This is a genomic window from Bacillus sp. 3255 (assembly GCF_031456485.1).
GTDB lineage: Bacteria > Bacillota > Bacilli > Paenibacillales > NBRC-103111 > Paenibacillus_E.
On the sequence record NZ_JAVDUS010000004.1, the window covers coordinates 274,184 to 288,462 of the forward strand.

Sequence of the window (14,279 nt, forward strand, 5' to 3'; positions counted from 1 at the left end):
CATGGTGCCTTTTGTTTGACGACTGTCTGGTATGTATTGTTCATTTTACAGTCCCATATTTCCTTACATAGTGGTTCAAGGCGAAGAACGGCCAAATATACCGGTAGCTATGATAGTTGGAATAGAAGCTCCCGGGCAGCCCCGCACCTGTCGGATAGCGGGTCGTCCAGTCATTGGCATGCATCTGCCTGAGGAGACTTCGGATGCCTTTATCAATAGCCGGCAGCGGTTCGGGGCTGACGGCAATGAGCGCATCGAGCGCCCAAGCGGTCTGTGACGGCGTACTCGAACCAAGCGGAAGATACATCTTGACGCTGTCGCTCATGCAGGATTCGCCCCAGCCGCCGTCTTCATTCTGAATATGCAGCAGCCAATCGGCTGCTTTCCTTAAGGCAGGATGGTGCGGATCCGCCCGAACGGCCATAAGGCCGGTCAATGCCGCCCACGTGCCGTAGATGTAGCATATTCCCCAGCGGCCGTACCAGGATCCGTTCTCTTCCTGATTCGCGAACAGCCACTCCGCGCCTCTGCGGACGCTGGCTGTCCGCATATCCAGTCCTGCCGTAGCTCCCAGGAACTCCAACGTTCTTCCCGTTAGATCCGCCGTGGAAGGATCAATGGCTGCTGCCGAAGCTCCGTCAATCGGGAATAAGGTCAGCAGCCGATTGGTGACCCCGCGCTCGAAAGCCGGCCAGCCGCCGTCCTTGTTCTGCATCGCCAGCACCCAATTCAGTCCGCGGTTCCATGCATCCAGATAGACCGGATCTTTCAGCGCCGCTGCACGAATCGAACGCAGTGCAGCTGTCGTGTCGTCGACATCAGGGTTGATCGTATTGGACTCGGAGAAGCCCCAACCTCCCGGCACCGGATTCACGACATGAAGGCTCCAATCGCCGAATTTATCATGCTGCATCCCCAGCAAGTAATGGATGGCTTTGCTCACGGCAGGATGATCCGGATCCGCTTGCTGCAGTGCGGCGGCCAGCAAGGCGGTATCCCAGATCGTGGATGGGGAGTTCTGCAAGTGCGTTTTCCCGTCGAACTCCCACAGCATGGTGAATAATCCCCGCACGGCAGCATCGATGACGGGATGATGTCTATCATAGCCTAGCGATGATAACGCCAATATCATAAGTAGCGTGCTCGTTGCGTAGCTGTACAGCGTCCCGTCCGCTTCAATCCGCTCGAGCATATAGGATTCGGCTGCTTGAACGGCCCGTTTATGCAGCTGCTCCGGTAAGCCCGCCAGCTGCTTGATGCCGGTCTGCAAGCCGGCGAGCAGCTCTTGGAATCCGCGGGTTAATTGCCGATCGCGGGTGGCGGGGCGCAGCTCTTGCGGCTTCGAGGACTTCGGGTTCGTGTACAAATGCGCCAAGTCCGGCGTCGCGGCAGTAGTTCGGACGAATTGACGGTCGGCCATGATCAGAATGGGCGCAAAGTGAACGCGGGCAAAACCGGAGAAATCGTAGAAGCTGATCGGCGAGGAAGGAGGGAGCAGTAAAAATTCCAGCGGTATCATGAGCGTAGAGGGCCATGCATACTGCCCCGCGGCAGCCAGGAACACCTTCGTCAATACCGTTCGCACATTGTTGAGCCCGCCGTTGCTCTTAATAAAACGCTCCGCCTTGATCATGGCTTCGTCGGATCTATGACTGTAGCCCGAATACAGCATGGCGAAGTAAGCATTGACGGTAGCATCGAGATTGCCTTCGGCTTCATCCCGGTAGACGCTCCAAGCGCCGTTCTCCCTCTGCTCGGCAGCAATCCGGTCATGCAGCTGCTGAATCAGCTCCTCTTGCGGCAGCTCCAGCGTCCGAAGGACGATGATCAGATAGGCATCGGTTAACAAGCTGTTTTCGAAGCAAAACCGCCATGTACCGTCTTGCTCCTGTAACCTCTCCAGCATACCGGTTAAGCGCCGGATTTCTTGGTCGAGTTCATGCCAAACAGGCATACGTACACCTCCTGCCGCTTCCGTGCAAAATAAATGAATCTTTACATGATATGACCTTAGCGGTCTTTTCAGGTTACTTTCGTACATAACAAAAGCCGCCAGTATCTCACTGGCGGCTTACTGTTGAAACCCAATTAGTTGTGATACGGCGGTATGACATCAAAATGGTCATGCGGCGCTTTAGGGACCAGCAGACAGCCGATGATATAAACGAGTACTACCGTACCGAAGCTGCAAAACGCGGCGATAATTACCAGCAAGCGGATCAGGGTTGCGTTTAATCCGAGCCACTCCGCGACGCCTCCGCAAAGTCCTGTTAATTTGCTGTCTGTTCTTGAACGAAATAATTTGTTCATGTGATGTTGCTCCTCTCTATGTTGACGAAGTATTGGATTGGAATGAATATCGGATTTCATGTCTTTATTGTAGCTCTACCGGACGTTCGCGAGAACGGACCTGTGACGGTTATGGAAGCCGGACTTTAGACGGGGAAGAGGCTCATCCGAAGACGGTGAGCGGAGTCGAGCCGGTAAGTAAGCTCATCATGCGCATCTTGACAAACCCGTGTTTGAACGGTTTAATGATAATAACAAGATCTTAATAACATATTGTTCGTAACAATCAAATATAATCAAAACAGGTGATTTTCAATGAATGAAGAGCAGATTCGAGACAAAGAAGGTTTTACGGAAGCGGAGTTTCTGCAAAAGTACGATGCGAGCATATACGAACGGCCGTCGGTAACCGTGGATATGTTAATTTTCACCGTTGTCGATGAAGAGAAGGAAAATTATCGCAGGCTGCCTGAAAAATCGTTGAAACTGCTATTAGTCAAAAGAGGGGTCCATCCGTATATGGGTCAATGGGCACTGCCGGGAGGCTTCGTAACCGGTCAGGAGAGTCTTGAAGAGGCCGCCATGCGGGAGCTGAAATCCGAAACGAATATCGACGAGGTGTATCTGGAACAGCTCTACACTTGGGGAGATGTGAACCGGGATCCCCGCACGCGGGTGATCAGCTGTTCTTACATGGCTTTGGCCGATTCAACTTCTCTAGAGGTGAGAGCTGGAGACGACGCGGCGGATGCCAAATGGTTCAACGTAACGTACCGCGTACTCGAAGAGAAGAAGACGATGGCGGAGAACAGCGTGGTTTTCGAGAAAGTGGTTCAGCTTACGCTGGCGAACGAGGAAGCATCGCTCGGAGCCTCAATCCGGCTCATCGAGCAATACACCGGCAGATCGGTGAAGGAAGAGAGGATCGTGACCGCATCGGACGGAATCGCCTTCGATCATGCCGAGATGATCCAATATGCCATTGAGCGGCTCAGGAACAAGATCGAGTATACGGATATCGCGTTTCACTTGATGCCGGAATTATTCACGCTATCCGAGCTGCAGCAGGTGTATGAGGTTATGCTTGGCAAAGAACTGCTGTCGGCGGCTTTCCGGCGGAAGATCGCCGACATGGTCGTGGAGACGAATCAATTGACGAAAGATGCAGGACATCGGCCAGCCAAACTGTTCCGGTTCAATCCGAACTGGCGAAGGAGGTAACGTGGATTGAAAGCGATCGTCTACAGCAAATACGGAACGACTGCGGAGCTGAAGCTTCAAGACGTTGAGCGGCCAACACCCAAGAACGATGAAGTACTGATAAGAGTGCATGCCTCCTCTATCAATTCGTGGGATTGGGATCTCTTGAGAGGGAAACCGTTCCTCGTGCGGCTAGGAGGGCTTCGGAAGCCGAGATACCCAATTCTAGGCGCCGATGTTGCGGGCCGCGTGGTAGCGGTGGGTAAGGACGTCACGCAGTTAAAGCCGGGTGACGACGTATTCGGCGATATTTCCGGCTGCGGTTGGGGCGGATTCGCGGAGTACGTCTGCGCACGTGAAAACAGTTTGACGTTGAAGCCGGCCCATATGTCGTTCGAGGAGATTGCGGCCGTACCGCAAGCGGCGGTACTGGCGCTGCAGGGGTTGCGCAAGAAAGGGTTGCTTCAATCCGGGATGAAAGTATTAATTAACGGCGCAGGCGGCGGTGTAGGCACGTTCGCGGTGCAGATTGCCAAGTCATTCGGGGCTGAAGTGACCGGTGTGGATAAGGCGAGGAAGCTGGATATTCTGCGCTCGCTCGGCGCCGATCATGTCATCGATTATATGACGGAGGATTTTACACGCAATGGCCTTTGTTACGATCTTATTTTGGATGTTGCGGGTTACCGGTCAATTTGGGACTACAAGCGGGCGTTAAGCCCATCGGGAACGTATGTCATGATCGGTGGTTCGATGAGCCGCATAGTCCAAGTGATGCTCCTTGGACCCTTGATCTCCATGTGCGGAAGCAAGAAAATGGGAATACTAGCCCACAAACCCGATCGTAGAGACCAGGAATATATGAAAAAGCTATTTGAATCCGGTCAAGTCGTACCGGTGATCGATCGGCATTACCCGCTCGGCGAAGTGAGGGAGGCACTCCAATTTTTTGGCGAAGGCTTGCCGCTGGGTAAAATTGTGATCCGTGTTGATAGCTGATATTGATGTGCAAGTATTGCGTGAGTTAATCCGACAATCCATTCGGTTTCTAAGAGAGACATATCCGGAGTAAAGTGGTGCAATCCTTCTAGATATAGATGACCCCTTCAATCTTTGGGAGGGGTTTTTGCGTGCGGGTGTTGAGACTACATGTGTATGATTTTTCGAATAGAATAACTGGTAATGCAGGATAAAAGCTGATGTATATTCGAAATTTCAAATACAATCATCCATTTTCATCATTAATCGCTAGATTTATATGAAATTTCGAATACAACGAGAACGAAAAGCCGTAAGCCGCTAAAACTGGATACTCAGAACTTCAGCCGTCAGATTAGCCTGACGGTTTTTTGGTGCAGTTAAGCAGCTGCAGGGCCGCAGATTGGCTTTAAGTTATAAGACATATCTGATGAATTAAGACAATATAGTTGAATATGACAATATGGAGGAGGGCGTACATATGGGGGCAATCGAGGTCAAAGGGTGGACAACGGTGCTAGCCGGAGTCATGTTATTGGGGACGTTAGCGGGGTGCAGCGGAAGCGACAACACCAGCTCCGCGAGTTCAACGCCTGCCGGGGGAAGTCCGGCGGCATCCGGTGAACCGAGCAAGAGCGCGGAGCCGGCCAAGCAGGTGACGCTGCAGATGATAGAAAGCTTGACAAGTCCGGAGCGCACGAAGCTGCTTCAAGATGCCATCGGCAGGTTCCAGAAGGAAAATCCGAATATTAAGGTGGAGCTCATCTCGCCTCCCTTCGATCAGGCGGACAATAAGATCAGAACGATGCTCGCCGCCAAGCAGGAGCTCGATATTCTGGAGGTAAGGGACCTGAACATCGCGGAGTATGTCAATAATGGATACTTGGAGCCGCTGGATACATTCGCTACCAGTTGGGCGGACAGCAAAACGCTTTCCGGTACATCCAAAATCGTCGGCTCCAACAATGGGAAGCTATATTTTATCGCCAATGCGCTGTATCAACGCCAGATGTTTTACCGGAAGGACTGGTTTGACGCCAAAGGTCTGACCGCTCCGAAGACGTGGCAAGAACTCGTGGATTCTGCGGTGAAACTGACCGATCCGAAGATGAACCGGTACGGCTTCTCGTTCCGGGGCGGCTCCGGAGCGAACGGCAATTTCGATCACATGATCTACGATTATAACGATAAAGTGATGAATCTCGATGACGCGCCGTTTACGAAGGACGGGAAGTCAGTTTACAGCACGGCGGAAGCCAAACAAGCATTAGAGCTGTATAAGAAGCTGTATAAGGAAGCTTCGCCTCCGGACTCCATCAACTGGGGCTTCCAGGATCAAGTTCAAGCTTTCACGTCCGGTGTAACCGGCATTTTGCTGCAGGATCCCGACGTCATCAAGGTGCTGCAGGACAAAATGGATCCGAAAACATTAGAGACGGCACCGATGCCGCTCGGGCCTAACGGCAAGTCGCTGGTCAGCACCGGCGCTGCCGGTTGGGGAATCACGGCGAATTCCAAGAACAAAAATGAAGCTTGGAAGCTGATCTCGTTCCTCTCCAGTCCGAAGGAAAATACCGAGTTCTCCAAACAAATCGGCACGATCCCGATTCATACGTCCGCAACGGCCGATACGTTCTTCCAAACGGGCCCGTACAAGACGCTGCTGGACATGACCGCGAAGGCGGATACGTTCGTTAATTTCACGCCGCCATTCAAATATCCCGGCAATGGAAGCTGGGGAGAATTGAGCATGAAAGGGCAGCAATCCTACTTATTGGATAAGAAGAATGCGGATGATCTCCTGAAGGAATGGGATAAATTCTGGCTGGATCAAAAAGCTGGAATGAAATAATGTTGTGCGGAGCGGCGGGCGTTCATCGCCTGCTGCTATTTTCATAATCGGGAGGTGCCTTCGTGTGAATGCCCGGCAAAAATTCATTCTCTCCAGCTTGCTGCCCGCACTGCTGCTTGTTCTCATCTTCACCTACTATCCCTTCATTAAGGGTGTGGTTATGGCTTTCCAGAATTACAAGCTGTTCAATCTGAAGCAAATTCATTTCGTTGGGCTGCAAAATTTCGTTGATGCGTTCCGCGACCATCAATTCATCGGCGCTTTGAAGAATACCGCTTATTGGGTATTTTTTTCGCTCATTTTTCAGTTTCTGCTAGGGTTCATTCTGGCTCTGTTCTTGAACAAGCGGTTCTGGGGTCGCGGCGTCTATCAGGGGTTTATTTTCTACCCATGGGCATTGTCGGGATTTCTCATCGGTCTGATCTGGAAATGGATGTTTAACTCGCAAATCGGCGTCATTAATGATCTATTGCTGCGCCTTGGCGTGATCGAAGAACGGATCGGGTTTCTGTCGGACCCGCAGTGGGCGATGGGCTCGGTCATTGTCGCCAATGTCTGGTATGGCATTGCTTTCTTCACGATCATGCTGCTGGCTTCCTTGCAATCCATTCCTTCCGAGCTCTACGAAGCGGCCAGTATCGACGGAGCGAACGGCTTACGCAAGCTCCTCTATGTGACGATACCGTATATTATGCCTACGATCATTGCAACAACGCTGCTGCGAGTCATTTGGATCTTCAACGATCCGACGCTCATTTACGGGATGACGAACGGGGGGCCTGGCGGAGCAACGCATATTTTATCCTCATTGATGCTGAACAAAGTGATTTACGATGGAGATTACGGGTCGGCATCGGCGGTCGGTGTCATCATGATCATCCTGTTGTTCTTGTATACCTTGTTCTATTTGATGGTGACCAAAGCGGAGAAGGTAGGTGACTTTTGATGAAACGAAATTACGGATACCGGATCGTGAAGGCCGTTTTTCTCGCTTTCTACTTCCTCATCATGGTCTTCCCGCTCTATTGGATCGTCATCACCTCGTTCAAGCCGCAAAAGGAAATTTTCAGCTTCCCCCTGCATTACTGGCCTGAGCAATTCACTTTGCAAAATTATATCAATATTTTTAAAGTATCCAAATTCAATGTGTATATCGCCAACAGTCTGCTCGTTTCCATTACATCCGCGCTCATTGTCATCGTTATTGCCATATGCAGCGCCTATGTGCTCGCGCGGTTTCAATTCCGGGGGCATAAGCAAATCATGCTGGGCTTCTTCGTGACCCAAATGCTTCCCGGCTTCATCGCCCTGGCGCCGCTGTATATGTTGATGTCGAATATGCATCTGCTTAATCACCGGATTTCTCTGATCCTTATGTATACAGTGAGCTTGATCCCGTTCTCTACGATCATGCTGAGAGGATTTTTCCAGCGAATTCCTTCCAATTTGGAAGAAGCCGCGTTAATTGACGGTTGTTCGCAGCTGTCTGCGCTCATGCGGGTCATTATACCGATTATGCTGCCGGGCATCTCCTCCATGTTCATTTTCGCCTTCGTCCAGAATTGGAACGAGCTGTTCTTGGCCGTCATGTTTATCGATAACGAATCGTTAAAGACGCTGCCGGTCGCCATGAACTCATTCATTCTTAAGTTTAACGTCGATTGGGGCTCGATGTCAGCCGGAACGGTGCTGTCGGTTCTTCCGACGATTCTGCTGTTTGCACTTGCACAGCGATTCATTGTAGAAGGATTAACTCAAGGGGCGGTGAAAGGCTGATGAGTACTCCCAATAAGCTGCATACGCTGGTGGCGCATGATGCGCACGATGACCGCCATCACGGGGCGATCAGTATGCCGGTGTACCAGACGAGTCTGTTTTCGTTCGATACATACGACCAGTTCAATCAAGCCAGACAGGACGAACAGGAGAACTATGTGTATTCCAGAGGCAACAATCCAACCGTCCGCTACCTGGAGGATAAGCTTGCGGAGATGGAGCAGGGGGAGAGGGCCAAATGCTTTGCCTCCGGGATGGCGGCGATATCGGCGGCAATTATGTCCATTGTCCGGCAGGGGGATCATGTCATTTGCACGCATCAAGCCTATGGGCCGACAAGAGAATTGCTAGGGGGCTATTTGCGGAAGTTTGGCATCGAAACCACGTTCGTGGACGGGCGATTGCGCAGTCATTGGGAGCAAGCTGTACGTCCGAACACCAAGCTGCTCTATTTGGAAAGTCCGACCAGCATGATGTTCGAGCTGCAGGATATTGCAAGCTGCACGGAGCTGGCGCAAAGCATCGGCGCAGAAACGATTCTCGACAACTCATGGGCGACGCCGTGCTTCCAGAATCCGCTAACGATGGGGGTCGGACTTGTCGTACATTCCATTACGAAATATATTTCCGGGCACAGCGATTGCGTCGGCGGCGTTGTCGTCGGATCGAGACGATTGATGGAGCCGCTCATGACGCAAGAATATATGCTGTTCGGCGGCATTATGACGCCCCAGACAGCGGCATTGGTGACTCGCGGACTGCGGACGCTGCCGCTTCGCATGCAGCGGCATGAAGCAAGCGGTCTCAAGGTCGCCGAGCATCTGAGCAGGCAGCCGTATGTCAGCAAGCTGAACTATCCGGGATTAGCCAGCTATCCTCAGTATGAGCTGGCCCGCGCGCAGATGTCCGGGGTCGGCGGGTTGTTCTCCTTCGAATCCCAGGAGCCGCTGCATAGGCTGCGGGCTTGGGCCGACCGGCTGCGCTATTTTCGAATCGGTCCCAGCTGGGGCGGCTTCGAAAGTTTGGTAACCGTCAACGCCCACCATCACCTTGATTCATCCCCTTGTACGCTGGTTCGGCTGTATATCGGCGCGGAGGATCCGGATGACTTAATCAGGGATATGGATGCGGCATGGGAAAGTGTGGCATCGAGCCCTTCTGAGGGGGAGTTCAATGAGCAGACTGCGGGTTTCACCCAGAACGGATGAACGGCAGCCGTTATATTTGCAAATACAGGAACATTTCAAGCAGCTGATTTATTCCGGCGCCATTGCGAAGAACGATAAATTTCCGACGGAGAAGCAGTTGATGGAGCAGTTCGGCGTCAGCCGGATGACGGTATCCAACGCGCTCACGAAGCTGGCCCAAGACGGCTGGATCTACCGCATTCCAGGGCGTGGCAGCTTCGTTAGTCCTGACATTGTGGAGAAGCTTGCGGAAGATCCGGTAGGCGTGCCGGCTGAGCAGCCGCGAGGGAAAGAGCGCAGCGACCGCTCCTCTTCCCGCAAGATGATCGGTCTCGTGCTTCCGTTGCTCGAGGATTTCTTCGCAATTCGGTTGTTGAAAGGCATCTATACAGCCTTGGAAGGAACAGATTACTATGTATCGATCGTGCTGACCCACAATTGCAAGGAACGCGAGAAGGAAGCCATTCAAGAGTTGACTCAACAAGGGGCTGTCGGCCTATTCATCTTCCCGATTGATGCGGAAACGTACAATGAGGAAATTTTGCTGCTGAAATTGCGCGATTTCCCCTTCGTGCTCATCGACCGCTATTTGCCGGGATTTGAAACCCATTGTGTCTGCTCCGATAATCGGATGAGCGCACAAATGGCCGTCAACCATCTATGGGAGCTTGGGCACCGGGATATTGCCATCTGCTCGGATATTCCGGCAAGCACGATTACGGTCGACGAGCGGATTCGCGGGTATATGGAGGCGCTGAAACAGAAAGGCTCGATGATTAATCCGGCATTGATCATGGCCGATGTTCAAGCGGCGGATCCTCATATACCTTACCACAAGCATCCGCTGTACGAATTCATCCGAACAAGCCAAGCGACGGCATTCATTACTTTGAATTTGCGGTTGGGCTTGTATGCAGCCGATCTATGCCGCAAATCAGGCGTGGACGTCCCGCGCGACATTTCGATTATAACGTACGACAATCCGTCGTCGGCACTGGACGACACGCCGGCATTCACCCATATCGATCAGCATGAGGAGCACATCGGCGCCCAAGCGGCTGAGCTCCTGCTGCAGCTGCTCACCAGCAAAGAGAAGCTGCCGGATCCAGTCCGGCGGATTGTCAAGTCCACGCTGGTCGCGGGGAAATCTACCGGCGCCTGCGCAGTTCTTGGCTAAGCGTGCGATGCGAGAACAGGGAGGGGAACTAGATTGAATCCGATATCCAATCCAGGCGAATGGTCGGAACTCGACCGCTTTATGTTTGAATCTTGGGGTTACTTGATGATTCCGGACGTACTCTCGAAAGATGAGGTGCACGAATGTCTGGAAGCTTCCATCCGCTTGCATGAAAAGGCCGGTACGACGGGCTGGGCCCAAATTGGCAGAGGCTACGAAACGGAGCCGGCACTGGAGCAATTGATCGACCATCCGGCGATACTCCCCAAAGTCAGGGCGCTGTACGGCGACCGGTTCATCCTGCAATCCGCCTGGTGTACGAAACAGCCTGCTTACGGCGGCGTAGGCGGCTGGCATCAGGACGGTTCCGGTGCGTACGACTTCAATAAGCTGGGCTATCCGATTCCGCTTATTCAACTACGCGCGTCCTATTTGCTTACGGACCAGACGCTCCCCCGAACAGGCAATATGGAAATGATCCCCGGGAGTCACCGAAGCCAAGTGCAGCTGCCTGCCGCCATTCGCTCCGCCAGGGAAGATGTTCCGATCGGGCATGTGATCTGTGCGCCGGCGGGATCCGTTCTATTCTTCCATAATGCGGTATGGCACCGGACATTCGCGCATGACGGCGATTACGACCGTTATACGATGCACTATATTTATAGTCCGCCATGGGTTCGCTGCTCCGACCGCTTCGAGAACGATCAAGCGTTCCTGGACGCCACGACGCCGACACGGCAATACCTGATGGGCCCATTCACGCGGCCGGATGCGCCTTTCGGTGCGAGCTATCCCGCGAAATTCGAGAACGGCTGACGGTGGAGAGAGGGGGCCGCGGCTGCTTGCACGGCATCAACGGATCAAGAATCCGCGATCATGGAACCCGGGACCAAGATTCCCGGGTTTTTTGGTCGTATGAAATTTTAGTAAACTACATGTCTCTAATCTATGGTAAAGTAGGGGATGAATCCTACATACGGACGAGATCGATAACAGGATGAACGTGTTCCCGCAGCGGCGGCGACTTCGAACGTTTTTCGCGGAGAGGATATGACACAACATGATTCCGAAACGATTTAGAGCTCGATGCCATGCCATGATGGACAAGTATCTGTCAGGAGAATCAATCGATTACCGGCAGGTCGTCTCGCTGCTGCTCCCGATTCTCATCGACCAAGCATTCTTGGTAGGCTTAAGCCTGGTGAATACCGCGATGATCAGCTCATCGGGGGTTGCGGCGATCTCAGCGGTCAGTATGGTCGATTCCCTGAATATGTTCCTGGTGAACGTCTTCGTCGCCTTAGCGACCGGAGGTACGGTCGTGGTCGCGCAGTACAAAGGCAGCGGGAACGATAAAATGGTTTCCAAGGCAGCTGCAGCATCGCTCAGTACGGCGACGATCGTTGCTCTTGCGATCAGTCTGCTCGTGCTGGTGTTCTACCATCCGATCCTGAAGTTTCTCTTCGGTACGGCGGAACCCGAAGTGTTCGACTATGCCGGCACTTACTTGGTGGGAAGCGCCGTGTCTTATCTTGGCATCGCCTTCAAGGAAGCGGTTAGCGGCGCGCTGAGAGGGATCGGACGAACGAGGGTCACTCTCGGGTTGTCTTTGATCATGAACATGTCCTATGTATTGCTGAATGTCGTATTCGTGCATTTCATGGAGATGGGCGTTATGGGCTTAAGCGTGGCCGTGAACATTTCCCGCTATACAGCGGCGGTGTGCGCGTTGTTCTACCTGCTTCGCATGGATGCCAGTCTGCGGCTTCGACTGCAGGATTTGCTGGAGTGGAACTTCGCGATGATCAAGAAGATCATGTTCATCGGGCTGCCTTTTGCCGCGGAACAACTCTTCTTTAACGGCGGGAAGATGTTGACCCAAATCTACATCGTCAGCCTGGGAACGTACGCCATTGCGACCAATGCGATCAGTTCCGTTCTCGCCATGTTCCTGCAAATTCCCGCCATCGCTTTTTCCACAGCCTTAGTTACGGTTGTCGGACAATGCATTGGAAGGCGGAATATCGAAGATGCCCGCAAGTTCACGAGAACTTTCCTATGGTTGTCATCCGGCTCCCTTCTCGTGACGGGACTTATTTTGCTTCCGTTCTTCAACCCGCTGGTCTCCCTGTTCCAGCCGCCGGCCGAAATTATGGACGACCTGTATCTCATCATGATAGTCAATATGCTGGCGCAGATTCCGCTATGGTCCATCAGCTTCCTGCTTCCCGGCGCACTGCGGGCTGCAGGAGATTCGCGCTTCACTTCGATCGCCTCGATGCTGACGATGTGGTTGTTCCGGGTCGTGCTCGGTTATGTTTTCGGCATTATGCTGGGCTTCGGCGTGATCGGCGTATGGGCCGCCATGCAGTTGGAGTGGGGCGTGCGCGGAGCGGTCTTCCTGTGGCGTTACCGCGGCGAGAAGTGGTACAAGCATCGCTTAATAGAAACAAGCAGCCAATAAATGCACACGAATAGGAGAGTGTATCTATGAAACAGAGCTTGAACTGGGCCGGTAATTACAAGTATAGCGCTTCAGCGCTTCATACGCCCGTCATCGTGGAGCAAGTCCAAGAAATCGTGGCAAGCAGCAAAAAGGTGAAAGTGCTCGGTACGCGGCATTCTTTCAATCATATTGCCGACACGACGGAAGACCATATTTCGCTTCAACATTTGAATCAAGTGATTGCTCTGGATCCGGTTCGTCATCAGGTAACGGTTCAAGCCGGAATCCGCTATGGTGAATTGTGCGAGTACCTGTACCAGCATGGATATGCGCTGCACAACCTGGCGTCGCTGCCGCATATTTCCGTGAGTGGCGCCTGCGCTACGGCTACGCACGGCTCAGGCGATCGCAACGGGAATTTGGCCACGATCGTCGATGGTATGGAGATCGTTCTGTGGAACGGGGAAAAGGCTGTATTCTCAGCCGATAAACAAAATCTCGCAGGTGCGGTCGTCGGACTTGGCGGGTTAGGCGTCGTCATCCAGATGACGTTGAACATCATACCGTCGTTCGAAGTGAGTCAATATGTGTACGACGACTTGCCGTTCGCTCAGCTTGAACGGCATTTGGACGACATTTTCTCAAGCGCTTATAGCGTCAGCTTGTTTACCGATTGGAAGAGTGAGAATGTGAATCAGGTATGGGTGAAAAGCAAGCTGCCGGATGGAGTTTCCGCTGGAACCGCTCCGGCACCCGAATTTTACGGCGCACGCTTGGCAGCCTCCCCGCGGCATCCGGTACCTGGCTATTCAGGGGAAAATTGCAGCGAGCAGATGGGGGTTCCAGGGCCTTGGCACGAACGTTTGCCGCATTTTCGCATGGCTTTCACACCGAGTGCCGGTGAAGAGCTGCAAAGCGAATACTTCGTTCCGCGGCAAGCCGCTTATCAAGCGCTGCAAGCCCTTCATGCCATTCGCGAACATATTGCACCGCTTCTCTACGTCTCCGAAATACGTACCATTGCCAAAGACGAGCTGTGGATGAGTCCGAACTATCTGCAGGATTCCGTGGCGGTTCACTTCACGTGGCGGCCGCAGTGGGAAGCCGTGCGCAGCGTGCTTCCACTCATCGAGAAGCAGCTTGAGCCTTATGGAGCGCGTCCGCATTGGGGCAAACTGTTTACGATGGAGCCGTCCCGATTGAAGGCTGGCTATGAGAAGCTGCCGGACTTTCAGCAGCTGCTGCGGCAGTGCGATCCGCACGGGAAGTTCCGCAATGCATTTCTGGATACGTATATTGGGGACTAGATTGCTCTCATTCGGGATAAAAGGCTTGCCGCCATCTCATACTATATGAGGACGATGGAGGTGAGAG

The 14,279-nt window shown here is 52.9% G+C and carries 12 protein-coding genes; 10 read left to right on the plus strand and 2 right to left on the minus strand.

Annotated features, from left to right (window positions below; genetic code table 11):
- Positions 1-40: 40 nt before the first annotated feature.
- Positions 41-2,041 (minus strand): squalene--hopene cyclase, encoded by a 2,001-nt coding sequence (gene shc, locus J2X61_RS08130; protein WP_310187177.1) that lies wholly within the window; start codon positions 2,039-2,041, stop codon positions 41-43.
- A gap of 47 nt (positions 2,042-2,088) precedes the next feature.
- Positions 2,089-2,310: a PspC domain-containing protein gene (locus tag J2X61_RS08135; RefSeq protein WP_274468786.1), complete on the minus strand. Its 222-nt coding sequence runs from the start codon at positions 2,308-2,310 to the stop codon at positions 2,089-2,091.
- A 294-nt stretch (positions 2,311-2,604) separates the two neighbouring features.
- Here J2X61_RS08135 and J2X61_RS08140 point away from each other — a divergent pair, with 294 nt between their 5' ends.
- From J2X61_RS08140 to J2X61_RS08185, 10 genes are all read left to right on the plus strand, one after another.
- On the plus strand, positions 2,605-3,510 hold the full coding sequence (locus tag J2X61_RS08140; protein WP_274468788.1) for an NUDIX hydrolase: 906 nt from the start codon (positions 2,605-2,607) through the stop codon (positions 3,508-3,510).
- A 6-nt stretch (positions 3,511-3,516) separates the two neighbouring features.
- Complete coding sequence (locus J2X61_RS08145) at positions 3,517-4,488, plus strand: NAD(P)-dependent alcohol dehydrogenase (RefSeq protein ID WP_310187182.1); 972 nt, start codon at positions 3,517-3,519, stop codon at positions 4,486-4,488.
- A 460-nt stretch (positions 4,489-4,948) separates the two neighbouring features.
- Entirely contained in the window at positions 4,949-6,319 is a 1,371-nt protein-coding gene (locus J2X61_RS08150; protein WP_274468790.1) for an ABC transporter substrate-binding protein, read from the plus strand.
- A gap of 64 nt (positions 6,320-6,383) precedes the next feature.
- Positions 6,384-7,265, plus strand: a complete 882-nt coding sequence (locus J2X61_RS08155) for a carbohydrate ABC transporter permease (RefSeq protein WP_310187185.1) — start codon at positions 6,384-6,386, stop codon at positions 7,263-7,265.
- Positions 7,265-8,095, plus strand: coding sequence for a carbohydrate ABC transporter permease (locus tag J2X61_RS08160; RefSeq protein WP_310187188.1), 831 nt, complete (start codon positions 7,265-7,267; stop codon positions 8,093-8,095). Before J2X61_RS08155 ends, J2X61_RS08160 begins: the two co-directional genes overlap by 1 nt.
- Entirely contained in the window at positions 8,095-9,303 is a 1,209-nt protein-coding gene (locus J2X61_RS08165; RefSeq protein ID WP_310187190.1) for a trans-sulfuration enzyme family protein, read from the plus strand. The genes J2X61_RS08160 and J2X61_RS08165 overlap by 1 nt, the downstream gene beginning before the upstream one ends.
- The gene (locus J2X61_RS08170) at positions 9,269-10,459 is read left to right on the plus strand and encodes a GntR family transcriptional regulator (RefSeq protein WP_274468795.1); all 1,191 of its coding nucleotides are present in this window, start codon (positions 9,269-9,271) and stop codon (positions 10,457-10,459) included. The genes J2X61_RS08165 and J2X61_RS08170 overlap by 35 nt, the downstream gene beginning before the upstream one ends.
- Positions 10,460-10,492: 33 nt before the next feature.
- A complete protein-coding gene (locus tag J2X61_RS08175) occupies positions 10,493-11,275 on the plus strand; it encodes a phytanoyl-CoA dioxygenase family protein (RefSeq protein ID WP_274468796.1) in 783 nt (260 codons plus the stop codon).
- A gap of 244 nt (positions 11,276-11,519) precedes the next feature.
- Complete coding sequence (locus J2X61_RS08180; protein WP_274468797.1) at positions 11,520-12,923, plus strand: MATE family efflux transporter; 1,404 nt, start codon at positions 11,520-11,522, stop codon at positions 12,921-12,923.
- A gap of 26 nt (positions 12,924-12,949) precedes the next feature.
- Entirely contained in the window at positions 12,950-14,212 is a 1,263-nt protein-coding gene (locus J2X61_RS08185; RefSeq protein WP_310187195.1) for an FAD-binding protein, read from the plus strand.
- Positions 14,213-14,279: the final 67 nt, after the last annotated feature.